At 51.2% G+C, this 25,385-nt stretch carries 25 protein-coding genes and 1 tRNA gene; 8 read left to right on the forward strand and 18 right to left on the reverse strand.

What is annotated here, in order from left to right; translation table 11 throughout:
• Window position 1: 1 nt before the first annotated feature.
• The 12 genes from EHT87_RS14315 to EHT87_RS14365 form a co-directional block, all read right to left on the reverse strand.
• Window positions 2-5,392 (reverse strand): putative Ig domain-containing protein, encoded by a 5,391-nt coding sequence (locus EHT87_RS14315; RefSeq protein WP_124907345.1) that lies wholly within the window; start codon window positions 5,390-5,392, stop codon window positions 2-4.
• Window positions 5,393-5,411: 19 nt separating this feature from the next.
• A complete protein-coding gene (locus EHT87_RS14320; protein WP_124907346.1) occupies window positions 5,412-6,434 on the reverse strand; it encodes a carboxypeptidase-like regulatory domain-containing protein in 1,023 nt (340 codons plus the stop codon).
• Window positions 6,434-6,898, reverse strand: coding sequence for a hypothetical protein (locus EHT87_RS14325; RefSeq protein ID WP_124907347.1), 465 nt, complete (start codon window positions 6,896-6,898; stop codon window positions 6,434-6,436). Before EHT87_RS14325 ends, EHT87_RS14320 begins: the two co-directional genes overlap by 1 nt.
• Complete coding sequence (locus tag EHT87_RS14330) at window positions 6,889-7,320, reverse strand: hypothetical protein (protein WP_124907348.1); 432 nt, start codon at window positions 7,318-7,320, stop codon at window positions 6,889-6,891. The genes EHT87_RS14325 and EHT87_RS14330 overlap by 10 nt, the downstream gene beginning before the upstream one ends.
• Window positions 7,321-7,477: 157 nt before the next feature.
• A complete protein-coding gene (locus EHT87_RS14335; protein WP_124907349.1) occupies window positions 7,478-8,134 on the reverse strand; it encodes a hypothetical protein in 657 nt (218 codons plus the stop codon).
• Window positions 8,134-9,432, reverse strand: coding sequence for a PBSX family phage terminase large subunit (locus tag EHT87_RS14340; RefSeq protein WP_124907350.1), 1,299 nt, complete (start codon window positions 9,430-9,432; stop codon window positions 8,134-8,136). The genes EHT87_RS14335 and EHT87_RS14340 overlap by 1 nt, the downstream gene beginning before the upstream one ends.
• Window positions 9,432-9,848, reverse strand: a complete 417-nt coding sequence (locus tag EHT87_RS14345) for a DUF5681 domain-containing protein (protein ID WP_124907351.1) — start codon at window positions 9,846-9,848, stop codon at window positions 9,432-9,434. The genes EHT87_RS14340 and EHT87_RS14345 overlap by 1 nt, the downstream gene beginning before the upstream one ends.
• Before the next feature lie 11 nt (window positions 9,849-9,859).
• A complete protein-coding gene (locus EHT87_RS31280; protein ID WP_185716224.1) occupies window positions 9,860-10,030 on the reverse strand; it encodes a hypothetical protein in 171 nt (56 codons plus the stop codon).
• A gap of 12 nt (window positions 10,031-10,042) precedes the next feature.
• Window positions 10,043-10,112 (reverse strand) — tRNA-Gly (locus EHT87_RS14350).
• Between the two features lie 9 nt (window positions 10,113-10,121).
• Window positions 10,122-10,418: a DUF2829 domain-containing protein gene (locus EHT87_RS14355; RefSeq protein ID WP_124907352.1), complete on the reverse strand. Its 297-nt coding sequence runs from the start codon at window positions 10,416-10,418 to the stop codon at window positions 10,122-10,124.
• Between the two features lie 19 nt (window positions 10,419-10,437).
• Window positions 10,438-11,166, reverse strand: coding sequence for a Mom family adenine methylcarbamoylation protein (locus EHT87_RS14360; RefSeq protein WP_124907353.1), 729 nt, complete (start codon window positions 11,164-11,166; stop codon window positions 10,438-10,440).
• Window positions 11,159-11,767 (reverse strand): ParB N-terminal domain-containing protein, encoded by a 609-nt coding sequence (locus tag EHT87_RS14365; RefSeq protein ID WP_124907354.1) that lies wholly within the window; start codon window positions 11,765-11,767, stop codon window positions 11,159-11,161. Before EHT87_RS14365 ends, EHT87_RS14360 begins: the two co-directional genes overlap by 8 nt.
• Window positions 11,768-11,891: 124 nt before the next feature.
• On the opposite strand from EHT87_RS14365, the gene EHT87_RS14370 reads away from it, so the two are divergent.
• From EHT87_RS14370 to EHT87_RS14395, 6 genes are all read left to right on the forward strand, one after another.
• The gene (locus EHT87_RS14370) at window positions 11,892-12,215 is read left to right on the forward strand and encodes an SH3 beta-barrel fold-containing protein (protein ID WP_185716225.1); all 324 of its coding nucleotides are present in this window, start codon (window positions 11,892-11,894) and stop codon (window positions 12,213-12,215) included.
• A 20-nt stretch (window positions 12,216-12,235) separates the two neighbouring features.
• Window positions 12,236-12,433 carry a hypothetical protein gene (locus EHT87_RS14375; protein WP_124907356.1) on the forward strand — a complete coding sequence of 66 codons (198 nt, stop codon included), beginning with the start codon at window positions 12,236-12,238 and terminating at the stop codon, window positions 12,431-12,433.
• 42 nt (window positions 12,434-12,475) lie between these two features.
• Entirely contained in the window at window positions 12,476-13,081 is a 606-nt protein-coding gene (locus EHT87_RS14380) for a hypothetical protein (RefSeq protein ID WP_124907357.1), read from the forward strand.
• A 12-nt stretch (window positions 13,082-13,093) separates the two neighbouring features.
• On the forward strand, window positions 13,094-13,450 hold the full coding sequence (locus tag EHT87_RS14385) for a hypothetical protein (protein ID WP_124907358.1): 357 nt from the start codon (window positions 13,094-13,096) through the stop codon (window positions 13,448-13,450).
• A gap of 26 nt (window positions 13,451-13,476) precedes the next feature.
• The gene (locus EHT87_RS14390; protein ID WP_124907359.1) at window positions 13,477-14,151 is read left to right on the forward strand and encodes a hypothetical protein; all 675 of its coding nucleotides are present in this window, start codon (window positions 13,477-13,479) and stop codon (window positions 14,149-14,151) included.
• Window positions 14,152-14,318: 167 nt separating this feature from the next.
• Window positions 14,319-15,017 carry a PD-(D/E)XK nuclease-like domain-containing protein gene (locus EHT87_RS14395; RefSeq protein WP_124907360.1) on the forward strand — a complete coding sequence of 233 codons (699 nt, stop codon included), beginning with the start codon at window positions 14,319-14,321 and terminating at the stop codon, window positions 15,015-15,017.
• Window positions 15,018-15,837: 820 nt separating this feature from the next.
• Here the strand turns inward: EHT87_RS14395 and EHT87_RS14405 are convergent.
• The 4 genes from EHT87_RS14405 to EHT87_RS14420 all read right to left on the reverse strand — a co-directional run bounded on the left by EHT87_RS14405 (window position 15,838) and on the right by EHT87_RS14420 (window position 20,755).
• The gene (locus tag EHT87_RS14405) at window positions 15,838-18,072 is read right to left on the reverse strand and encodes a PAS domain-containing protein (RefSeq protein ID WP_124907361.1); all 2,235 of its coding nucleotides are present in this window, start codon (window positions 18,070-18,072) and stop codon (window positions 15,838-15,840) included.
• Between the two features lie 84 nt (window positions 18,073-18,156).
• Window positions 18,157-18,564, reverse strand: a complete 408-nt coding sequence (locus EHT87_RS14410) for a response regulator (RefSeq protein WP_124907362.1) — start codon at window positions 18,562-18,564, stop codon at window positions 18,157-18,159.
• A 677-nt stretch (window positions 18,565-19,241) separates the two neighbouring features.
• On the reverse strand, window positions 19,242-19,790 hold the full coding sequence (locus tag EHT87_RS14415) for a YceI family protein (protein WP_124908125.1): 549 nt from the start codon (window positions 19,788-19,790) through the stop codon (window positions 19,242-19,244).
• Window positions 19,791-19,882: 92 nt separating this feature from the next.
• Complete coding sequence (locus EHT87_RS14420) at window positions 19,883-20,755, reverse strand: pirin family protein (RefSeq protein ID WP_124907363.1); 873 nt, start codon at window positions 20,753-20,755, stop codon at window positions 19,883-19,885.
• Between the two features lie 163 nt (window positions 20,756-20,918).
• Between EHT87_RS14420 and EHT87_RS14425 the strand changes: the two genes are divergently transcribed.
• Window positions 20,919-21,275, forward strand: coding sequence for a winged helix-turn-helix transcriptional regulator (locus EHT87_RS14425; protein ID WP_124907364.1), 357 nt, complete (start codon window positions 20,919-20,921; stop codon window positions 21,273-21,275).
• Between the two features lie 273 nt (window positions 21,276-21,548).
• On the opposite strand, the gene EHT87_RS14430 is transcribed toward EHT87_RS14425, so the two are convergent.
• Window positions 21,549-21,797, reverse strand: a complete 249-nt coding sequence (locus EHT87_RS14430) for a hypothetical protein (RefSeq protein ID WP_124907365.1) — start codon at window positions 21,795-21,797, stop codon at window positions 21,549-21,551.
• 83 nt (window positions 21,798-21,880) lie between these two features.
• A complete protein-coding gene (ppsA, locus tag EHT87_RS14435) occupies window positions 21,881-24,277 on the reverse strand; it encodes a phosphoenolpyruvate synthase (protein WP_124907366.1) in 2,397 nt (798 codons plus the stop codon).
• A 257-nt stretch (window positions 24,278-24,534) separates the two neighbouring features.
• On the opposite strand from ppsA, the gene EHT87_RS14440 reads away from it, so the two are divergent.
• A complete protein-coding gene (locus EHT87_RS14440; protein ID WP_124907367.1) occupies window positions 24,535-25,362 on the forward strand; it encodes a universal stress protein in 828 nt (275 codons plus the stop codon).
• Window positions 25,363-25,385 lie beyond the last annotated feature (23 nt).

The following is a 25,385-nucleotide window of genomic DNA, read 5'->3' on the forward strand; positions in this document are numbered from 1 at the left end:
GTTAAGCAGCCATTGGCCACGGACTTTCGTTGAGGATGATGTTAGTCGGGAATCCGGTATAGGTGCCGCTGAAAATACCGGTCTTATTCCGGTCGCCTTCGCTGTACCAGTTCAAAGTTTTGGTGTTGTAGATCGTCACCAGATCCGAGCCGATGAGGTTCAGTTTCTTGACCTGTTTAATGATTTCGTAAAACAGTCTCAGATCCCCGAACAAGCCCACGTCACCATTGCCCCGCATGTACTTCTCAATCATACGGACCACATCCATATGGGTGTACTGGCCCGGTATGCCGTAGCCTCTGCGCCACAGTTGCAGCACGTAATCCCACAGCGAGCCGTCGGCATCGGTAATGTGCCACGGCTTGAGACCCCGGCCCACGTCAGCACCCAGTTCCCAGTCGTCAGCATACGTCAGGTTGGCTTTCACCGCGTCGGCCGTCGATGCGATCGAGGCCACTTCTGTCGTACCATTCACCACGGCCTGATTGCCCCGGAAGGTGCCTGCTTCGAAAATGACCGGCACGCCCGGACAGATGGGCCGAACGATGTCCTCGAATATTTTCTGATCCTCACGGACCCGCTTCGAGCGGAACTCGTACCAGGCCTGCGGTAAACCTGAGCCTTTCATGACGTTCCAGAAACTCTCCCAGGACGACCGGCTGGGGTATGGTGGCACCAGCTGGGCATCGGTTAAATTCTGGTTGCCCAAAAGATTGCGAACCCCCGCCAGCGTTCCTCCGCCTAGCAAATACAGCCAGGTTTTGAAGGCAGCCAGTTCAGCAGGTTCATAGCCGCCGAAGGTTGCCGAGGACAGTTCACCTACATTTGAGTTATAGCCGCCTTCGCCGGTATGGGTCCCTCCGCGCGATAGGGTCCAGATTGGGCCCCGCGCTTTTAGCTTCGTCAACACGTCGACCACCACGTCGTCATAAAACCGGCGCTTGGGCGTGTTGCTGTTCCAGTTGGTCGTGTTCCCGTTGGCCTTGAAAGCGTAATACCCGTCGTTCTGGTTTTTGGAAGGCGTCAGGTATTCATTGTTGTAGGTGCCATCATGGTACATTTCCGCTTTGGAAGTGTTCATGTAGCTCGGCAGGTCGTTGATCTCGAAAGCCTCAAAAAATGCCACCGCAAATTTCTTCTTCTTGACATTGACGACCCAGTCGTAAAAGTCCAGGTAGTTCTGCTGGCCGGTCGGATTTCGCCAGTGTTTCTCAAAAAAAGACATCTTGACCCCCGACATGCCCAGATCAAACGCCCCGCCCACTTCATCTTTCAGATTGACCAGCACGGTCGGGTCCGACCAGTTGATGGCGTGTTTGACGCCGAACAATTCCCGCTGGCGCACACTAAACGTTGGCGGTACATTCAGGCTATCATAGACCGCTTTCCAGCCATTGGCCACCTTTTGATAGCCACCGGTGTTCAGGTGGGTTCCGTCCGGATCGAGATCTCCGGTGGTCAGCGAAGCCGCGATGTTGACGAACTCCAGCACTCTGCCGGTGGTTTTTCGCGAAGCCACAATGCTGGGAATGGCCGCATTGTAGGTATTTACCCGACCGTTCGCCGTTCCATCCGCGCGGGGAGGAATGGTCGACACCAACAGTTTCACGTTGGGCTTTGCCGCGTAAATGGTATCGATGAGTGATCCCAGCCGCGCCGGTGCATTGGCCAGGTCGACGTTTCCGTTGATGTCGTTGGTCCCGATCATCAGCTGGATATATTCCGGGTCTTTGGCCGTGATCCAGCCGGTAACACCCGCCTTGATCTGATCGATCGTATACCCGGCGTGGCCTTCGTGATACGGATCTTCCGCCGTTCCGAAACCCATCGAACCCACAAACGTATGGCTGATGCTTGCATTCGCCAACAGGTTGTGAAAGGCGATCCGGGACCGCGGATCACCGGTAAGACTATCACCCAGTTGCATGAACCGGGTTCCGACCGGCACCGGCGTCGGATCGGTACCACCGCCAGTTGATGAACCCGAAATCGGCAGATCCTTCGTGGTATCCCCAAATGTCGCAGCTGGCGTGAAGGAGATCACCTGAATCGCTGAGGTTCCTTTTTCACGAATTTTCAGCCGGTGCAGGGTGGGCGAAATGCCGGTACCGCCAGTCGGTTCGAAACGACGGTTGATGCTGGTACCGGCTGGGGTGTTGGTCAGGTAGGCATTGGAAACCAGATCGTACCAGGTATTCGTTGACCAGGGTCCCGAGCCGGGCGACGAACCAAAACTGGAACCGGTCTCGGTGGCGCCATTGTCAGCCTCCAGCCAAACCTCATAATTTTTTCCGGAAACCTTCGGCTCAAAGTAAACGCTGAACGCTTTATTGTTCGGGTCGTATTTGTAGACGCCTTTGCTCACGAGCAGTTCTGCCGTCCAGATCGGGAAGAATGGACCGGACCCGGTATCGTGGGGAGGGTACCCCACGGGCACGGTCACGCGTAAAACGTTCGTGGTACCCACTCTGCGGAGTTCCAGCGTTCGGACCGTATTACTAACCGGTGTGCGGTTGTAATCGAGTTCAACGTACAGCGTGGCTCCCGAAATGACCGACAGGCCAGCGCCGTTGGAAACGCTCATTTCCCGCCAGTCATTCGAGTCAATCCACTTCCATTCAACACCACCGGCTGATGAGGCCTGAACGTATAGGTTGAAGAAACCCAAAACATCTTCGTTGACGCCAATGGTGATCTCCCGCCAGTCTACCTGCAGGAAATAATCAGCCGCGGTCGCCCCAATTGTGAAGGCCCCGGACTGAACGATATTCGTACCAATGATCCGCACGTCGTAGCGATAACTTCCTTCCCCGGCCACCGTATTGTAGGAGCGTTGGTAGGTGCTGTTACCGAAAACCAGACCGCCAGCCGCGTAACCCGTGGTTGACCAGCCGGTCCCCTGGATCTGGGTGATGGCAATCTCAACGGGAGCCGTGGCCACGGCCGTAATGATCGGTTTGCCATTCGGGTCGAGCGCATGGGTAATCGACGTAATCGAACCGGTGGTCGGGGTATCCCCTCCGCTCTTTTCGTACAATACCTGAGCATCGATGTTGCCGGATGGGATCGTCACGGCAAATGACCGGGTCGGGCCGTTCTCAAATTCCTGAAACGTGAGCGTGTAATTGCCAGGCTGAACGTTTGAAAAACCGCCCTGACCGGAGAAGGCATTGACGAGTTTGTTGTGCGGCTTGGAAAAATTGTCGATCGATCCGTTGACCATCGTCACAAAACCCTGACCGCCATACGTAAACCCAACACCCTCCAGATTGACCCGCATCGGCCCGGAATCGGTCACCAGCGCGCCGATGGTAAACACCCGGTACGGGCTGAAATAATCGTACTTGATCTGGGCATTGAGCAGGCTTTCGAGCGTTCCCAACCGCTGAACCCGCAATTTAAAGGAGGTCGTCGTCGAAGCGCCATTCGAATCCGTAGCCGTCAGGACGAGCGGGTATTCTTTGGAGGTAGCCACCGAGCCGCCCTCCCAGGGAGCCGGGCTGATGTTAAAAACGCCATTGGGCAGACTCATCCAACTGGGCAATGCAAAACCGCCCTCCAGCGAAAGCGATAACGTAATGGCGTCGCCGTCCACGTCGGAGGCATAGGATTTTAGATCCCTACTCAGCGACTGACCTTCCGTAATGACAATGTCACCCACGGTGGCCAGTACGGGCGGGTGATTGATAACCGGAAAGTCGCCAAAACCCAGAATCTCGTTGAAGGAAATGGCACCGGTATCGGGCCGCTGGATGGCAATCATGTCGCCCCGCAAGCCCGACACGTCGAGATAGAACGGACTGGTGGTACCGACCAGAGGCCGCGCGGTTACCTTCGTTCGGTTGATGTTCGTCTGAAAGCTGCCCGGTGCCTGGAAGATGTTTTCCCCGATGAAGACATACGCGCCGACCAGCGTTTCGGGAGCATTCGAATAAATTAACACCCGATCCCAGCGTGCGGTCTGCCCGTTCTGGCTGATCCCTAATGCGCCGACGATCGGCTGCAACTCTTCCAGCGTCGTGAACGTATTTTCCAGGTTAAGGTCATTGACGTTTTCCAGCACGCCCACGGCTCCCGAGGAGGCCCAGGCTCCCCGCCCGGTCAGCAGGTTGACCTGCGCCGGGTATATCCGTTCGGCCTGGCTGGGTGAGCTTAATTCAAAGCCGACCTGAACATTTCCCGTTCCGACCTTTTGCTCGACCCGAACGGTATACGCGCCATCGCTGACGATGGAAGTATACTCATACGTATTGTTGCCGACTTTGACCATGTCGGCAAAAGCGGCATTGAGAAATCCGGAGCCGTTGGTACCGACTTTGATACGCAGGCCCTCGGGACCGCCTTCCCCTTTGAGCGTCCATTTCAGACTGGAGCCGTTACGCTGAAAGGACAGTTCGTCGATGTAGCGCGAAATGGCTGCATTCTGACCGGTGAAATTGACGGCGATACTGGAGCGGGTGCCTTGGGGTGAAATCCCGGTGACGGTCACCACGTAATTCCCGCTCAACGTTCCGGTACCGGAAATGGTCCGTGTGGCCGAATTGAAGGTCAGCCCTGCGGGCAGGTCTTTCACTTCATACGTTTCGACATTTGACCAGGGCAGAAGCGTATAGCTGAACGGTGTCCCGACGGTAAAGGTCTGGGCCGGAATGCCGCCCGTGGGTGGGGTGGGCAGTTGGGAGCCGCCCGATCCGCCGTTGAGCAGATCGATCGGGACGAGGATTTCCCGCCAGACGCCATTAGTTCGGGCCAGGCCGGGAACGTGTGTGGCGGTCCCCTCGGCAAACTTTTTGCGACTGATCGTTCCAGCTATCAGATCCCGATCGGAGTCATTCCCGCGTTTGAGCGTTGCGTCCAAACCGCCGTTGCCAAACAATAAGTCCAGCATATACAAAAGCAAGGCAGGCCCGACGTAGGCGTTGATGTCGTCTTTCTCCGGGATTGTCTGATCCTGCAGGTAATCGAAATCCTCTGCATCCGCCCGGCGAACAATACCTTTCGTGGTTTTATCCGCATCCGGAACCGAGCCGCCATTCCCATTATTGGCGAGTCGATCCCGGATGTATTGAAAGAGTGCCGGACCGGCAACCGGCAGATCGGGACCATCTTCGACGATCAGATCCGGATTGGTGATCAGTTTCCCTTCCCACAACTGGGGATGAGATAACGGAGTTTGTGCGGCCTGGGTTGCCGCAATCGCCTTGTAGAGGATGCCGCCATAAATAACCCACCGACCAGCCTGATACGGCGAGGCTGGATCGTATTCCAGGACAGTAGATTCCAGCAGGTCAACCATCCAGCCGCCGACCCGTTCGGCAGTATTGAGGCCGGAACGGAACTCCTCGCGGATCTGGTTGGCACCCTGCTTTAAAGCTGAAGTACTTTTTTTCATATGGTGTGGATCGGAAAATTTATTGGTAGCGGATTAGAAGCGTTTCGGAAACGTCTCCGGCAGAATTGAAGAACCGGAGTTTGGAATAGGCGACGCCATCAATGTCAGGCGTTCGCAGCCTGACGCGGACGACCCGGCCCGATGAGAAAAGACCGTCCGGAACGGGTGGGTTGTAGACGTTGACCCAATAGTTTTGCCGATCGAAATCCATCCGCCACATTTCCAGCCCGGCCACCTCTACCGGCAGCCAGATCATTACGTCGGCGTAATAGCCCCGGAAAACCGTTACCTCCTGAAAGGGCGTGATCCATTTAGCCAGCGTGTTTTTATTGGTATAGTCCGACAAATCATTGACCGGCCCAGGCGGGTAGATGTTGGCGAAGGACAATTCAACCGGTTCCAGATCCGTCGGATAGGTACCGTCGTCGGTGATGGCCGAAAAATTCAGCGTGACTGTATCGGAGAAATCCGGGTCGATGATCATCGCCTGGTTGTCGGGTACCAGATTAGGTCGGGGAAGCAGTTGCACCCGGTTGCGCACGGGAATAATGGCCTCGCCGGTCACCGGATCGACCGGGCTTTCGGCAATTACTTCGCGCCCGCCCTGGGAGATGGTGGTTTGAATCAGTTGCCACTGGGTGGCGTCCGGTTCCGGAGCCGTGACCACCACGCGAACCGGTGCTAGCGGGGAGAGGTAATCCGCTGAAGGTGTTTCAATCGTGTAGCCCGACAGATCCGTGATTTGCTCCGGATGTAACACAAAGATGCCGGTACCGGTGAATGTCCCGAGCGTTTGAACGGTAGTCCGTTGGAAGCCCGGTGCCGTCGCTTCAATGGTATAGGTGCCAGCCGGTACGGCGTTGGGAGCCTTTAACCGCACAAGCTTTCCGAAGCTATCGGTTACAGCCGTAGACTGGCCTAAGAAGCTCTGGGTAATGTCCGCATTGGCGGGATCGAGCACACGAATCCGGGCACCTTCAAACGCCTGTCCGTTGGGTCGAACGACTAATACGCTAAAAAGTATGAGGTTAGTCAGTGGCATTAGTTATTGAATAATTGTTGACGGATGGACTGGATAAGAATGGGCCGGACAGTCGTTTTTAGAAGACCAGTCACCTTTCCGGGTTCCAAGGGATCGCTTAAAACGCGACCGTCGTTGTGGGGATTAGGGACCTTTATCCCTTCCCGATGGATCTTCTTAGCAAGGGCGTATTCGTTGATCGATATGCCTTTATCTTTCGCCCACTGGCGCAAGGCTTCGACCAGCGTTGGACTTCCGTGAGCCGTGCCGGGCTGGGTTGGTCCCCGACCTTTGGCCTGAAAGCGCCAGAGTCCCGAGCCGTGAACCTGAAGGCTGGCAATCGAGCCGCTGCGCTGGACCAGTTGCCGCAGGCTCCGAGCGGATCGGCCTGACGCATACATGCCACGCCGTTTCTGGCTGGCCTGAATGTTGCCGATCAGCGTTTCGCCGAGTTGCTCCAGTCCCTTGTCGATCCCTATAAGCATAAAGTATCCTCGTCAACTTTGACCGAACCATAGAGCCGAATCCCATCAAGCGGGTTATCCGTTGCCTTCATTTTCACGCCTTCCTCAAACCGCAAAGCGGTGACGGCTTCAATCCCTTCCGTCTCCTCCAGTCGGTTCAGGATTTGGTACATGACCTGTTTCATTACCATGAGCCGAGCCTTGTGCGTTAGCGGCAAATCGGCCAGATCAGACCGCATCATGATCCAGAGTCGGAGGTCGTAGTTTGGGGAATAGGCACCCTGGGCGTCCTTGCTCAGGGTGCCGGATAGATAGCCTTCGTGAAAGAGGAGCTTATCGGTTTTTGAAGCCAGTTTGTCAGCTTGGATGTTGAGGTCAGAAACCGCACCGTAACAAAATGGTAGACCGAGAGAAGCAGCAATCGTTTCGAGTAATTCAAGCATACTCGAAAATTAGGCTACTGCGGATTCAGGGACCGGGCTTGGAAGCGTTGGAGATGGGAAAGATAGATATGTTTCTTTGCCTGAGCCGCTAATGCAAACTGCGCATTCGCATAGATCAGGTAGCGGACCTCCATGAGCGGGATGCCAAATATGTCCCTCAGGCTCTCAGCCGCATAAAACGTAAAGTACGATTCCAGATCCTCGGTAAGCGTCTGAGCGGTTTCGGCGTCGGCGTCGTTACTTGTCTGAATCTTATCTTGCCAGTACTGGGTGGAGCGGTCCAGATCCGCAAAAAAAAAGCGGCCAGTGAAAGGGCCACGGTAGACGGCAGGTCATTGAGGAGTGGATACAGGCCCTCAGCCTGGCTAATATCTTTGTAACGTTTTCTGGTAATGGCCGAAGCCAGGCACACCCCCAGCAATGGCAATGCTCCGGTAATGAAGTTCACCGGCTTCTCTTCGGTTTCAAGGTTAACCAGTTCATCGGTCAGGTCCCAACGCTGGCCAGTAGTCAATAAATCCACATCGCCCGGAACATCGATAATCCGGCCATCGGGCAGAGTAACGGTTTTTGGTATAGGCAGTAAATCGAACTCCGGAATATCGGTCAGGAACCGAAGCGAAGGTATCAATTGCTCGACCAGATCCGGAATGGGGAGTTCACGAAAGGCCGACTCGTCGAGACCAGATAGCAGGCAAATAATTTCCCGGTCGGTTAACTCTTCGGTCAGGATACGGAGGGCCTGCGCCAGCGTTACTTCGTGCCAGGCTGATGGCAATTGAAACCGCAGCGTGTGTGCTTTGATATGGTACATTAAGTCAGTGCCGGTTTACTATACTTGATCGATTTTACTTTACCCTTTCCGACGATCTTGCCGTCACGCCCGGCCTCGCCGTACCGGGTTGCATCCATGTAGTGGTCATGTTTTTCGACAACCGAATCGGTCGGGTTCTTGTCGGCATCCAGTGCCCAGCGGTACTCCTGATATTCAAAAGCAAAATCCTCGTCGGTTTCGACATAATGCACCACGCAGGCTTTCAGGTTTTTGATGCCCACATTCCGGGAGCCTTTGCCCTTGGCAGCACCTTTGGCGTTGATGCCGTACTTTTTCAGTTGATCGATGGACTTCGGTTCGTCGCTATCACAGAAGAACTCCCAGGATCCGCAACCCAACTCCTTCAAGCGTTTCGCCAGCGCTTCATCGTCGAGCTCCGTTTCGTAAATCAGTGGCTTGATGTAGCGATTGTTTCCTTTCCGCTTGATACCCACCGCAGCAACCGGATCGTTTGAGTAACCGAAATCCAAGCCGCCATACGGAGTTGCGTCGATCTCGTCCCATTCCTTCGCCGTGATCGGTTTCCAGCCTGAATAAACCCGACCTTTGGCACCTTCACTGATCAGACCCCGAACGGTCGTCCAGTAGTACTCTGGCTGCTTAACCCTATAGCCCTCGAAGTTTTGAATCGTGGTCGGGTTCAGGTTGGTACTGTTGTAATGATAGGTACTGAAGATCGACAGGAAGCCGGGCAACTGTTTCGGTTTGGCAACATAATACCCCTTCTGCTTCGATTCCGTCAGATTGTACCACCCCTTCATTATCCAGTGGTTTTTCTTCGGCGGGTTGAAGATCCGGAAGATCCGAATCGGCGACTTGGTAGTACGTAAGGAGTCATCCAACTGCATAAATTCCAGTTCCTCGACCTCCTCGCACTCTTCAATAAACACATGGGTAGCCCCGGCTAGTGATTTGAGTTTAGCGGTGCGGCCTTTGTCGGATTTCCTGAACCCCTTCGGCTTGAGCATATTCCCGGTCGGGCGGTGGATCGCCGTCATGGTGGCATCGCTAATGTAATAATCCTGCTCATCGATCAGGCCCTTTTCTACCTGGTCGTCGAAGCGGTCGCGGAAGTCCTGCCAGAGTGATTCCCGAATATCCTTGTAGGTGGCGCGCATGAAGTAACCCCGGAAGTAGGCCGCTTGCCCCAGAAGCGCCAGGGCCATTTCAGTGGCAAAGTGCGACCCGCCCCGGCCCCGGCCTCCCCAGAGGTCAATGTACCGGATTTCCGGGCCGATCTCCAGTACCGGCGCAAAGACAGGGTTACAACTGAACATTAATCGTCGTCGGGATCGGGGATCGGTAAGCCGCCAGAATTATCCTTCACTACCCAGGTCTTGCCAGATTCAGCAGTAAGGAGCGGATTATCTTTCTGGCCGCCGAGGTTGATCGGTTGCGGTACGCGGCCTTCGGTGCGGTTCAAAACTTCCTTGATCGCCTTCAAATCACCGTTCAGGGCCAGTTGCAAGAGCCGGGCTGCAATAGCCTGGTTAATCGTTTGGCGGTCGCCCGTGGAGAGCTTCGAGGACGACTTCTTAACGGTGCCCTCTACATCGGTTTTGATAATCGTAAACTCGATGTCGCTGGCGTTACCGAACTCTTTCAGGAAAGTAGTGATGTGACCGACCGGGCGACCGCCAGGGTTGCCGGATTGTCCGGGCTGGAACTTGGTATCGTCGTTCGGGAAGGGCATAATGAAACCTGTTATTCACCTGTTTTCAGGTGCGGATTGCTGGCCCGACGCATCCGTTCGGAAAACGGCACTCGCCGTTTGTTTGTGACCAGTGACAGCGGCTTGTGCTTTCCCGCGTGGCCTGCCTTGATCCGGTCGCGCGCGGCCTGATCTTCGGGACTCAATTTTGGTTCTCTCATCATTTTTAAAGTTAGAGCGATAGGGTCGACTCGAACGCCATCTCCGGACTGGAAGCCCGGCGCACTGCCGTTGTGCTACTATCGCGGGTGGTAATTATTCTACTACTTGCCAATCTTCAGCCAGCATATCAGTTTGAGAGGCCAGCCAGCCGTTGACAACTTCACCAGTTGCAGACCACATACATAGATAGGGCAGGAATTGAATATCCCGGTTTTGACTTACCAGAAACTCTTTTACGTCTTCCGGCAAAGACTTCACCCTCGGAATGAAGTCTTTGGCGAGAATGTCTCCGGGTCGCTGAAAAATAAACATACCCTTACCATTCCAGCCGGATCGGGCTACACATTTGCCATCTTTCAGGAAATCAAGTGCTTGTGAGAAACTGAACATATAATTGTTTTAAAAGTGGCTATTCCTTCCGGTCACGTACCGGCACCGATTCCCCTTTGTACATCCCGGCCCCGACGTCGTCGATGGCGGTGAAGGGAAGTACTGGCACTGTGAGCTTGCTAGACCTATCAATCAAATAGATATACCTTAATTGAAAGCCTTCCAAAAACTTAGCTCCTACGTTGAAATAAGACTTTAAACTGGCCGATCCGTCGTAAACGATCTTATACTTTTCCCGAAGTTTCTGAGCAGCCGGCTCGTTTCCGTTGGCGGTTAGCGTCGTGATGGCCACGCGTTCACCCTCCGGAAATTCAAGAATAGATGAGTTCTTACTAATGCCGGTGAGAACGAAACCGGAGGCCCGGTAGATTGTGCCGTCTCCGCACTGGGTACCATCGGCGAAGCTGATTACCCATTTGATGTGCGGGCATTCCCTCCGGATCAACCGCAGACAAACGGCGATGCAACGGCTTTCGGAGTTGCGAGGTAAGAAGTTGTCGAAAGCCATCCGGTTCAGTTCGACGAACTCATTCCAACCGGTACCGGAAACCAACCCGATCAACTTCGATTTGTCCATACTCGGCCCAAAGGATAAGACACCATGCAGCCGGTTGTCGTAGAAGCAACCAAAATGCAGCTGGGAATTATTGACAACCTTCCCAGAATAGTGGTGCCGACGAACGAAGGCGTTTGCGCTTTTGCTGTCGATGGCCTTCACCCAGATCTTTTTTACGTCGATGTCAGCCATTGAGTTTAGCGAGGTATTGATCGACGATAAACGCCAGGGCGTTGCCGTTGCTGTTCTCGTTGCCGGTACCGTCAAAGTCGTTGGTCTTTTTCACCAGCTTGATCGCCGACTCGACCCGCTTTGCCTGATCGTCGGTCAGGATGAAGGTCATTTGCTTGAACTCCTTTTCTCCACTCGGCAGGCTGATTTTCTTTTCTTCCGGCTCAATGGAATCGAAACCCCATTCGTTCAGATCGACGTCGAAGTCAGCCGCGATATCGTCTACGACGTCGGCGTCAAAAGAAAGATTAACCTGGCTAACTTTATTATCGGCCAGTGCCATTTCCCGGCCCCGCTTGCTGTCCAGATCCAGATCAGTCCGCTTGACGGCGATAATGGTCTTACCATCGGATTCCACGATCTGAACATTTTCAAGACCGAGAGCCGCTGCGGTTTCCAGCGTTTTATTTCCGGCAATGACCCGATTGTTTTTGTCCAGGAGGATAGAACGACCCGCACCCAACTTCTGCAATGACTTCTGTAAAAGATGACCGCCGTACTCGGTGCCGACGTTAGCGTTCCGGTCATCAGGTATCAAATCGGAGATCTTGGCTCGCTTCACGTATTATTGTAAAAAGTTGAATTTGCACAAATATATGTAAAGGAAGTTTATAATTTTTATAATACTATTTGTAAGTTGTTTATAAAGTATTAACTTTACATAACAAACAAACATGATTTCCACTATGAAAAGTCAAGTAATGAAACTAGCCGCTCTCCTGCGTAAAGCCGGATCGAGCCTGTCAGATGCTGTGCGCCGGGCATGGGAAACCATTAAGCTCCGGGCGAAACTGGCGAAGACAGATGAAAAGGGTATGTGGATCAAATTTAAAAAGGCCGACGGCACGATCCGGGAAGCGCTGGCCACGCGGAACATTGCAGTGATACCGACCGAGCACCGGCCCAAGTCGGGCGACGTCGCTGGCTCGATTGGTATCACCATTACCTATTTCGATATTCTCTGCGACGGCTGGCGGTCGTTCCGGGCTGATCGGTTAATCTTCTCCTAACCCTTAAACGATCTGCACTGATGAAATTCATTAAGCTAAACATTGGGAAGGAGGAACGAATGATCAACCTAACCCACGTTCAGGAGATTTTGCCGGAAAACAAACCGGAAGGCGTAAAGGCTCGGGTAGTATACACCTCTGGCGAAATACTGCCTGTCGAGGATTCGTTCAGCCACATCCACTACCTGCTTCATCTTAATCACCTCATTACAAAATAGCTCACCGGCCCGGCTTCGGTCGGGCCACATCCTTCCATAAATATGTCAACTATTAAAGAACGGGTTGAAAAGGCGTTACCTCTTGCAAAAAAATACGTAGAGGCTGAACTCCGAATTACCGCAATTGATCAGGAGCGGTCTGCTATGAGTCGGCCTCGGAATGTATTTACTACCCTCGATGAAATTGAGATGGCCGAAAAGAAACAGTTGGAATTTGACGCTATCGACGCTGCCTTGAAAAACGAAAGAGATCAACTGAAAGAGTTCATCTCAATTCAGGAATCGTGGCGTGAGGGGAGCCTTTCGCGCATGCTAAACGGTAGCCTTGATGAAACAGAATTTGAGGTCATCGTAACGGCTGGTGAAGTAAAGTATAATGTGGCTTACGCCGATGACGGACTGTACTTCTATGAAATTACTTCTTTGGCAAATGACCAAACGGAGGTGAAACTGCAGGTAAAACGTCCATCACGATCATCCTTGACGTGGGGAGCCCGGAAAGGCTGTGAAGCTCTGGAGCAGGCTAAGGAAGCTTACGAAGCCATGTGGGGCCACAATTCCTGGACATCTGCCGAAATCATTGCTTTAGCGCAGGTGATTGAAACCGCCCATCTCGAAAGTGCAGTCGCTGCCTGCGCGCCAGCCTAAGCTCTTCTTTTCATGGACTTTATTTTCAATAAACATGGTGTCTGTCTCAATCCCGAGACGGCTTTCGACTGGAAAGACAAAAGTCGAGACTATTACTGTATCGAAGTTGCCCAGCGGCCCGATGGACGTTGGTGCGCAGGTAGTCACGTCTGGTGCGGATCTGGCGGAGGTGGTGGCTCTGCCAATCTTAGAGGAGAAGGGTATGCCACCCGAGTCGAAGCCGTTGTTGCCGAAGCCAATCAATTACTTGAACGGCTTCGGCGTGAAGTCACCCGGAATAACGAAAACCCGGCTCCCTACCGAAGAATGATCAAGAAGCTTGAAAGTCAATTAAATCAATTCCTCACGCCCCAACTTTCTCTATTCTGAATTTTCACTTTTAATTTTCTATAACCATGTCCGAAGTACAATCTAGTCTCAAGCCTTACGAATTTCTTACCGAAGACGGTGAAGTAAAGAACAAGTTCAAGTACAAGCCCGGTACGCCAAAACAATACCGGTTCGATGGCCGGTCGGGTAAGTTCAACCTCGACGGCGAAACCGACATCGGTAAAAAGCTGACCATTACGCCGATCGCGTTCCGGCATTTCCACGATCATTTGTTTGGCCGGAAGGATAAAGACGGCCTGAACCGAGTCGATGAATGGTTCGAGGTGTTCTTCATCGATGCGAAGAATTGCGTTTCGTCGGTGATGTTCAACAACACCAGCGTCGGGCAAATTAAAAAGGTGGCCGATCCGCTTTTCTACGACGATAAGACGCTGCTCGACGTAACGCTGACGATTACCCAGGAAGAGAAGTCCGGGCCGTCCGGTAAATACTTTGCTGCAAAGTTCGAAGCTGAAGAAGCCGATCGCGAACTGGTGGCGATCTACCGAGCCTATTGCAATGACTTCCCGGTTTTCCGGCTCGATACGCTGACGAAGAACGCCGTTTACGTTGAAACCAGCGATTCGTACTTCCTGCCCGATCATCTCAAGTCGGTCATGGTATCAATCTCCGATGCTCCGGAAATGCACCAGTTACCAGCCTTTGGCTACACTGACGAACCGCGCGACGGTGCCGAGTAATTAATCTACCACCCGCCCGGCTGCTGACAAAGTGGCCGGGCTTTTCTCTGCCTTATGAAACATGAACCGTGCTGGCGATCGCACCGGCGCAACACGATCGGCAACGATATCGGCCTGATCATCGGCTACACTATCATTCTTTTTCGATCCATTAAAAATCTCATCAAATGACTGAACACGATTACCGAACGACCCGAGCCTATTCGGTTTCCGATCTGAATGAACTTGACCGATTAATGAAAGGGGAATTACCCTGGGCGACATACTGGCATGCGCGTTATTACGGTATGCCGTACCATATCACCGATCCGAAGATCCTGAGGTTTGGCAGTACCTTGCATCAAATGGCACTGGAGCCGGATAAGCCAGTAGTCGACGAATGGCATAACGTCGATGAATGGGAAAGACTGTATCGGATGGAAAAGCAGCTTACGCCTTACATTGACCAGGTCTTTATTAAATATCCGTGTGAAGTAGAGTTGAGCAGCACTTGCCCGATCACTGGACTACTAATAAAGGGGAAAGTTGACTGCCTTACAGACGAGGCCGTGGTTGACATTAAAACTACTTCCTGTATGAAGTCAGAAAGCTTCTATGCTACATTTGAAAAATACGGTTACTGGCGCCAGGCAGCATTTTATCTTCACCTTACCAACCTTGAACGGTTTATGTTTCTTGGTATCGGGAAGAAGCAGCCGCATCCTGTTTTTGAATTGGTAGCTAATCTCAACGGCATCGCAATTCAATCCGGCATGAAGCAGGTGCAGGCACTGTTGAAACGTGCGAAGCTGGAGGCCGAGAAGCCCGACGGCTGGCTTCCGAGCAGTTGGTTCAGAAAGGACTTGACCCCAGCCGGAATTGAATAAGGCTTGGGGTCAAATTTGAGACACTACCTGACACGCCCAGCGGCTTTAATAGACTAGTTGAAACCCGGAGTAAGGTTGAATTTTAATGGTTTTCCGGGCTTCCTGTCTCAATAGCGGTTTAAGAAGTCTCCAATTGTCAAAACCTAGTATCATGCGAGTACCTTCGGGTTCACGAAAAGTTGTAAAAACCGCCAAATTTCACTGATTTGGCGGTTTTTCTGTTTCAAAATGGTTTCAAAATCATCGTAACTAGCCCGTTTTTACCCTTACGTTTCAACACGGTTTCAAAATTTCAAGTCCTATTCCAGCAAACTGACCATTGCCGATCGGGTAAAAAATGATGGAACTGCCGCCCTCTTTTTCCAGATCCTGATCAATCGGAAGAAAACTACGTTACCAACCGGGCTTTACTGGCTGGCCCATTTATTCGATAAGGAAACCCGTGAGTTGCTGCCAGCATCCAAGGATAGAGATGATCAAAAGGCCCACCAGGATTATAAAGCGGATCAATGGAAAGATTCATGATGCTTTCAGGTGATACCGGCTGGCTGAACAGAAATTGCCTATTGAATTATTTGAGCGAGAGCTGGCTAATTTCTATTCCCGTTAGAACTTCCTTTTGTTCTGGCAACAAACCGTCGAGGATAATTGTGAGAGGGACTGATCAAAAAAGACTCCTGGAAATAACACCGGTCGAGGTAAGCTGCAGCAAGGCAGATTTGGATAGAGAAAGATATTGACAACCCGGCTCTGTAAGCCGGGTTTTGTTTTTCTGAAGTTTCTTTAATTGCTCAGGGCTAAAACTGGAGCAAGTTCAAGTTTATTGAACACGCTCATTGAGGGCCTCATGGCTCTTGTTAATTACTTCTTTAATGATTTCGTCAAGATCCATGGCCGACTTAAGTAGATAGGACAGAGCGGTTTGCCTGGTATTTTCATCATTTTCCGGATCGTTCAGCAACGGTATCAATCCTAATATTCCTGCGAGAGGAGCCCGTACCAGATGAGCCTGGGTCCAGGCGATTTCCCTCAGCCGCACGTTATGCGCTTCAATAGCCTTCGTATAAGCCACCTTTTCCGTGATATCCTGCATGGCCCCGATCATTTTCACAGGCTGGCCGGTACGTTCATTAAAAATCAGAAAGCCTCTGTCCAGCACATATTTGTACGTATCGTCTGCACACCGGAAGCGATACTCACTGGTCCATCGGGGAATTTTATAACTCACATTATGAGCAACCGTCTGTTCGACCCTTTTTATATCTTCCGGATGAACACGATCATGCCACCATTGGTAATCATGCTCAACCTCCTTATAGCCGAATACCGCTTTTATTCCATGATTCCACAAAACTCGGTTTGATACCATGTCCAGGTCCCAGATCGAATCGCTGGTTGCCTTCGATACGGCGTTAAACCGGTCCAGATGTTCTTTGATTTTTAATTCGTTTTCTACTCGATCGGTGACGATCCGGGAGTTGCAAACGATACCACTGATTGCCTCATCATCCCTCATGTCGGTGATAACCGTCTCGACCCAGTGTATTCTCCCCTGTTTATCAACATACCTGAAGGGAGCAACAGCTAGCTGTTTTTTGTTATTCAACAATTTGAATTGTTGAATAACAAAACCTCTGTCAGCTTTATGAATGTAGTTGAATGCATTATACCCGATAAACTCTTCCAGTGCAATTCCCAGCAGACGCTCTATGTTAGGGCCTACGTATTTACAATAACCATCCATCTCAATGATCGCAATAAGATCCGACCCTTCCTGTATCAGCGTTTTGAAACGTCGTTCACTTTCAATGAGTGCCTGTTCGGACTTTTTTAACTCGGTTACATCAGTTGCCACTACAATTCTGGCCTTTTTTTCTCCAAACCGGATGGAGTTCCCCCTGATGTGGACCTGGATAACTTCACCTGACTTCTTCAGATGGCGTACTTCAGATGTGTGAACCAACCGGGGTCTGACCTCATTCCGGATGGTATTGACTAAAAGCTCCGAATCTTCCCTCGGCCGGATATCAAGGATGGACATGCCTATAAATTCCTTTTTGGTATATCCGTAATGCGCCATGGCGGACTCATTCACGTCCAGGAACCTCAAAGAGTTCAGATCATAAACCCACATGGGCAGAGGACTCAGTTGGAACAGATCACTGTACGTATCTTTAAGTGACCCGAGCTCCGCTTCAGCTATTTTTCGCACGGAAACATCGCGAAGAACGCCGATCATTCGCGTAGCCCGGCCCTGTTCATCCCGGATAATATACCCGTTTTCTTCTACATAGGCATAGATACCGTCCGCCCTTTTAAACCGGTAACCGGCTGTCCAATTAGTCGTTAGAGGGTTAGCCAACGTCTTTTTCAAACTACTCTTTAAGGCCGAAATTTCCTCAGGATGTACCATCGCGGCCCATTTCTCAATAGTGAACCTATCTTCGGCGGTGTATCCGAACAAGCGAAAGAACGCTTCCCCCCAATGGATGTGGTCGACGTCGATATCCCAATCATAGATTGCATCGTCCGTTGCTTTATTTACATAATAATACCGCTCGTTACTTCGCTGAAGTTCATGTTCAATCTGTTTGCGTTGATTGAGCTCCAGCGCAATTTTAACGGCGTTTTCTTCCAGTTTCTTTTCGGTCTCAAACAAGGCGGTTACGTCTGTTGAGCTTTGGACGATATAGTGGATGGTTCCTTCTTCATCCAGTAAAGGATACGTTTCTATATTCCAGTAACGCCCATACCCATTGCTTTTAGCAGCCGGTACATCATACCGGTGATTCCGGATCAGGCAAGGGGTTTTATCATGCAAAACTTGTTCGAACGCCCGGTGAATAGTTAGCGTCCTGCTACCATCATCATCCTCGTTGATGGGGAATGCGTCAAAGAAAGGTCGGCCGACTAAAGCGGAAGGAAGGGTATCAATGGCCGATAAAAACGCACGATTTACCGCTGCGATCGTGTAGCCCGGTTTGTCCGGCCTCAGGATAACACACGGCGTAGGGATCGAATTATAAAGTAAGGCAATCTCAGTTAAGCTCAACATAATTTAACGGCCTTTCAAGGTGCTGGTGCGATCGAAGTCCGCAATCCCGACGAGTGTTGTATGATCTACCCAACTTTTTCTATTTTACAACGGATCTGTCTTTTGGACATCATTGTCATTCAGCAGTTCGGTCAATTGCTGCCTGGATAGCGGTTTAGTCAGATACCCTTTCAGTTCCATATACGTCTGGGACTTTAACACGTCGGCTTGGTCCATAGATGAACTAACCATATAAATAATGGGCTGATACCCAGTGGCCCCCAGCAGTTTAAAGTGGTCTAAAAACTGCCAGCCATTCAAGATGGGCATATTAATATCAAGCAGAATTAATTCCGGCAGTACATGGAGATGAGTTCGATTTGTCTGGATAAAATCCAGCGCATCCTGCCCATCATTGAAGCTAAAAAGTTCATGACCGACCACTATTTTTTCAATCAGTTTGCAGGTCAAAAACTGAAAAACGGGATCGTCATCCACGACAGCAATCTTCATACCCTGTTCGATTTATCATTTGATACCCATTAACAAGCATGTCTTACCAAGCGTAGAGCTTTCCTTCCTGGAAAATTCCTGAATAGATCAAAAAACATACCATTTAAGGAGCGAACGGGTCATAAGGCGGTCAACCGCTTTTACCTCCGGAAGTTGATTGTAAGAAAGAGTTAGCCGCTATTCTGAAACTGGCTTCCCGAATCATTCAAACTCCTTACCATTGACAACAATCATCTGGATGAGAAAACCTACTAGAGTAAGGTTCAGATGGAGTTCGATCACCAAGACCATTAGGTACTTTCTGGATTTCAGTACAAAGTACTAAAATTCAACCATTTACTCAGATAATTACCCAAACAGGTTCATGCTTTGCTGAATAAAGGAGCAATAAATTAGCCACTAATAGCGCTTCCAGAAACATGTGATTATACGGTATGCCGTTTGGTACGAATCCTGGACTGGTTCTAGCGGTGTATTTCATTGAGACAGTGGTATGACCCATTAAAGGCTCGTTTTTGTCTCGAATGAAGGTTGGATCATGCTTATTTTAATAGATACCCTTGTATGTCTGTAAACGGACTTATTGGCCCAAAACGAATAAGCAGCCTCTGAAGCCCCTACCAGCTTGTGGCACGGGTTTTTCAAAGGCTGCTTACTACTTACTACTCTACCTACGGTTAGGCGACTACCGTCTCAAGCTGTTTGACCAGTTGAATTTCACTGTTAACCTTTACTTCTTCACTTAGGGCTAAACCGCCTGTTTCCAGTACGCCATTGAAGGTAATACCCCAATCGCTGCGGTTAATTTTTCCGCTAACGGTAAAGCCCGCCCGAACGCCACCCCAGGGGTCTTTCGTCACGCCACTGTACTCAACCGTTAATTTGACCGGTTTGGTAAGGCCTTTCATCGTTAAATCCCCATAGACGGTGAAGGTATCATCGGATAGCTTCTCAACTTTGGTCGATTGGAAGCTTAATTGGGGATAGGTTTCGGCTTCGAAAAAATCGGAGTTACGCAGGTGGTGGTCGCGTTGCTCATTGTTGGTATGAATCGAAGCAATCTCGGCAGTAACCCGTATTTGAGCGGTGCTAAAGTCGTCATCCTGGGTTTTAACCTCTACCTGAAACTGTTGGAAAGAACCCGAGATATTACTGATCATTAAATGTTTGATCTTGAACCCTAATTCGCTGTGCGTGGGGTCAAGGACCCATCTTGTAGTTGACATATGATTAAAAAGTATTGATTTTTGATTACTAAGAACAGGTGAAGGCCCTGCAGCAAGCCGAGCCATTTTCAATGAAGAAACCGGGGCGGGCCTTACCACAGAATCCGTTGCGAAGCCTCAACGGTTGTGATGTGGTGTAATTTGCCCTGTCGGTATTCCTGGTAGAGCCGTCGAATGTCCTCTTGTGTATCGCCAATGAAGGGACCATGCGACACGATGGCATCCCCTTGCGGTTCGCCGGCGTAGAGAATGACCCGGGCTCCGGTTTCACCGCTTGTGAGCTTGAGTTCGCTCAGGGTCTCCTCGGCGTGTCTATCCAGCCAACCCACTTGATCCCGATGAATCTCTGTGGCTTCGTCACCCAGCTGCAGACTTCCCTCCAGGACGTACAGGAAAGTGGTAAAGGATGCCGGAATGTGCTGCACGGTAGTCGTGCCGGGCTGCAAGTGGATATCCGCAAGAATAAGGGGTGTATAATTCCGAATGGGTGACGTTATACCCGCCAGGGAACCGCTGTAGACCTTTATAGTTGTTCCGTTATAGGTGATGGTTGGTACCCTTTCCAGAGGTAAATCCTGTACGCGAGGCTTAGCCCACCGATCTTTTTTGGGTAAATTCAGCCATAATTGCAACAGGCGCATCGACGCTTTCCCTTCGATGGTTTCGGTATGGATGATCCCACTACCCGCCGTCATGAGCTGTAGATCACCACCCTTCATGCGGTGAGCCCCGTCGCCCATGCTGCCTTCCAAGAGCAGGGATACGGTTTCAAATCCGGCATGCGGATGCGGACCACCCACGGGCAGTTCCTCTTGCTTGTTGAGTCGGTCATCCATCAACACAATAAACGGATCACTTTCGGTGAAATCGACCTGAATAACCGGTCTGGCCAAATGACCAGGCCCCAAAAACCCCTGTTGAGTAGGAGGAGTATCTATTTTGACGAGTTTTCTATGAAGATTCATGCTCCTGCTTTGTTAATACGCCGGAAAATTTTGCTTATCATTGATGATGCAAATTTACGCTTTATACTATACTTTTGTAAGTACTATACTATAGTATAGCCCTATACTCGGGTATAGTGAGTATTACAAAGCTGTTATCCAGGCAAGCATGACCTTTCTATAAATGGAAACTACCGATCTAAAGCACCAGGAGTGCATCAGTACATTGCGGCCTATCCGAGATGCGTTGGACGTATTGAATGGGAAATGGAAGCTACCTATTATTGTGGCCCTAACCTTCGGGGAAAAGCGGTTTGGCGAAATTTCCAGAGAAGTCCATGGGATTACTGACCGAATGCTGTCCAAAGAGTTACGAGATATGGAGGTAAACGGCTTAGTAAAACGAAAGGTGTACGATACCTATCCCGTCAAAGTCACGTACATTTTAACACCGCATAGTCAAACCCTTGGCGGAGTCATTGAATCACTGCGTAACTGGGGTGAGTTACACCGAAAAAAAATCCTCTCGGGTGAAGTGTGAACGAAAGGTGTAGAGTAGCCAACCACTTTCTGCTCCTTATGGCCAGTCTTTTCCAGGGTCTGTAGAGTGGGCCGGGGCCAGTGGTTCCGGATTTGATGCCGGTGTTGGGTAGTGTGCAACCGGGCTGATCCGGTTAAAACGAGTGTGCTGGGGAGGCTTCAACAGGTGATTATTTAGTCCATTCGGGAAGTCGGCCGAAGAATTAACCAACTCTTCCCTGGCATTCAGTTACCGGGGTGGTCCCGACAAAATCACTGAAATCCGGACCTGTCCTCAATTGCAGGAAAACTCCACAATGGCTCCCCGAAAGGAAATATCTCCGCATTTACAGGTATACTTTCCACCCGGGCAATTCATGGATCGGGTGTCATAAAATCCGGTCGGCCCCGAATTGTCGAAAAGTTGACAGGAGCAGGTTACCAGTTGGGCCGGTTGATGATCCTGAATAGTACACGACCAGGGCAAACCGGAGACTAGTACGAGTAATGCAAAAGAGATGACTTTTCGGAATAGTGTTTTCATCGGAATAAAAAGGTTTATATCCTTCAATAAGCTTGATTTCATTTACAGAGTCCCCGGCAAGTGCTTGCCGGGGACTGCTCTCTTTAGAGAGCGTCAAGAAGCAGAGCGGTTTCAGCTTCGTCGATCGTCTTCAGGCCGCGCAGGAACGCATCCGGGGTGAGCGAAATGCTGCTGATGCCTTCCTGCGTCAGGAACCGGGCAAAAGCCGGGTTGTCACTGGGCCCCTGTCCGCAAATGCCCACGGGTCGGCCAACCCGATGAGCCTGCCGGAGCAACATTTTAATCAATTCCCGGACCGTCGGGTTGTTTTCGTCAAAAAGCCCCTGCACCATCGATGAATCCCGATCTACGCCCAACGCCAGTTGGGTCAAATCGTTGGAACCGATGGAAAAACCGTCGAACAGCTCGGCAAAGGCCTCCGCCTGGAGAATGTTACTGGGTATTTCAGCCATGACATACACTTCCAGCCCATTTTCGTGCCGGGTCAGACCAAAGTTTTCCATAACCGCCAGCACCCGCTTCCCTTCTTCGACAGTCCGGCAAAACGGAATCATCAGTTTGACGTTGGTAAAACCCATCTGATTGCGTACCCGGCGCATGGCCTCGCATTCCAGCCGGAAACCGTCGATATACTTAGGGTCGTAGTAGCGACTGGCTCCGCGCCAGCCTAGCATCGGATTCTCTTCAGCGGGCTCAAAATCGCGGCCGCCTAGCAGGTTGGCGTATTCGTTGGTTTTGAAATCACTCATCCGGACAATGACCGGGCGCGGGTAGAAACTGGCCGCCACCATCGCCACCGACTGAGCCAGTTTATCCACAAAATACTCCTTCTTGTTGGCGTATAAATGCGTGAGCTGGCTAATTTCCTCCCGAACGGATTCATCTTTCACCGCTTCGAAATTTGCCAACGCCATGGGATGGATGCCAATGGCATTGGCGATAATAAACTCCAGCCGCATCAGGCCCACGCCGTCGCTGGGCAATTGCGATAACCGCAAAGCCTGCGAAGGATCTCCCAGAATGAGCTGGCAGTTGGTGCGGGGTTTGGGCAGGTCCGTCAGATTGATTTCTGCTTTGGTAAACGGAAGGATTCCTTCATAAATGAATCCTTCCTGCGCGTCCAGGCAGGAAACCGTAATGGTGGCGCCATCTTGAATGACTTGTGTGCCGTTATTGGTGCCGACTACGGCTAAGGCCCCCACCTCCCGGGCCACAATGGCTGCGTGGCTGGTTCGCCCGCCCCGGTTGGTCACAATGGCGGAGACTTTCTTGAGAATCGGGTCCCAATCGGGCGTGGTGATGTCCGTGACCAGAATATCCGATGCCCCAATGGATGCGGGAACGTCTTTGGGCGAAGCCACCACCCGGGCCGTTCCGCTAACGATTCGCTGGCCGATCCCCTGGCCCCGCGTCAGAATTTTCCCGGCTACGGGCAGCCGATAGTCCGTCAATTGCAGCTTCGATGCGCCCAGATTGGTCATGGGCCGGGCCTGCACAATGTAGAGCTGTTGATCGAGGCTGTCCTTGGCCCATTCAATATCCATCGGTTTTCGGTAATGCTCTTCGATCAATAAAGCCCAACTGGCCAACAGGTTCACTTCCGTATCGGTCAGGATCAGTTGTTGCTGCCGTTCCCGGGGAGTAACCGTATTGCGGGTTAGCTTCCCCTCTTCCAATGAGTCTCCGTAGATCATCGTAACGGATTTATCGCCAACCTTTCGGCTGACAACGGCGTTGGACCGCTGGCCGATCGAGGGTTTAAAAACGTAAAATTCGTCGGGGTTGACCGTGCCCAGAACGACGTTTTCTCCCAGTCCCCAGCTGCCCGTAATCAGCATCAAATTTTCGTGTCCCGTATCCGGGTCCACCGTAAAACAGACCCCCGACGAAGCCTGGTCGGAGCGTACCATTTTCTGAACCCCTACCGACAGAGCCACTTTCAAATGATCGAATCCGTTGTCGTGGCGGTATTTGATCGCCCGGTCCGTGAAGAGCGAAGCATAACAGGCCCGACAAGCCTCTACCAGTTGATCTTCCGTCTGGATGTTGAGAAACGATTCGTGCTGTCCGGCAAAACTGGCGCTAACCAGATCTTCGGCGGTGGCACTGCTGCGAACCGCCACCTGAATTGCCTCCGGATAATGCTGCTGTAAATCGGTGAATGACTTCTGGAGCGCTTCCGTTAGGTGCGGTGGAAAGCTTGCCTTTTGAATGAGTTCCCGAATTTGCTTTCCGATGGAAGCCAGGTTGGAAAAGGTTTGTGTATCTAATTCATCAATCAGTTTCTGAATAGGCGCGCGAAGTTGATTAAACTGAAGAAATTCACCGTACGCATCGGTGGTTAAGGCAAACCCGTCCGGAATGCGGACGCCGTAAAACCGCAACCCGTTAAACATTTCGCCCAGCGAAGCATTTTTGCCCCCAACCCGGGCAATCATTCCATTGTTAATCTGACTGAACGGAAGGACCCACGTTTTCATGTCTGTTTGGTTTAAGATCGGACGGCAAGCTAGGGGCCGACGGTTCGTTACACCATGATGGCAATCATTTAATACGCTGATACTCATCACATAGACACAGGTTGATTGGTCAGAATCAGCTCATAACATCCCACGGGAGGTTTTCGCCACTTCGAAGCCGCCCGACTGACAATAATCAACCGGTTTCATGGGATCAGTCATATAGAAAGACGTGGTTTCCCGCTTGTTTTGGGGCATCAAGAAAAACCTAGTTCACCATGAAAACGATTCTGGTTCCCACGGATCTTAGCTCCATAACGACGTATGCCCTTGATGTAGCCGTCGGTCTGGCTCGTACGCACCAGGCTGACGTTATTCTTTTACACACCGTGCTCTATCAGCTGATGCCTCAACCAGCCGTTGATTACACGCCGGAAGTGTCGGCGCTATCGGCGGAGTTTTATAAGGAAACCGTAAAAGAAGCGGAAGAAAGCCTGCGGAAACTGGCGGCTAATCCGAAGTACGCGGGTGTTTCCATTAAAACAAAATTGGGCAGTAGCATCGACGGTTTGGTCCGAACCATCAACGAGCAGCCCGCCGACCTGATCGTCCTGGCTTCCAAAGGAACGTCCGGTTTGATGGAATGGCTGGAAGGTTCTACCGCCGAGCTGATCGTACGGCACGCCCACTGTGCCGTGCTGGTGGTTAAAAAACCGATCGAACACTTTCAACCCCAGTCCATTATTTGCGGAATCGACGTGGACGATAAGCTAAAGGAACGTCATCCGTACCCTTTCCAGTTGACGGATCAGGGTTTGCAGCAGTTTGTTTATGTGCTGACGCCCACCGACCCTCGTCAACCTGACGGCATCCGGGAATGGATGGATGAATTTGCATTGGCAAAAGGGATTGCTCATTACCAGTTTACAATCTGGCGCGACCAAACGATTCCGCAAGGAATATTGAACTATGCGGATGAAGTAAAGGCTGATCTGATCGTTCTTTACACGCATGGCCATAAAGGACTGCGGCATCTGCTTCAGGGGAGTGTAGCCGAAGATGTCCTGAACCACGCCAACGTACCCGTTTTAATTATGCGGGCTTAAACCTATTGAAAGCCAAGATTAAC

The organism is Larkinella knui (assembly GCF_003858645.1).
Taxonomy (GTDB): domain Bacteria; phylum Bacteroidota; class Bacteroidia; order Cytophagales; family Spirosomataceae; genus Larkinella; species Larkinella knui.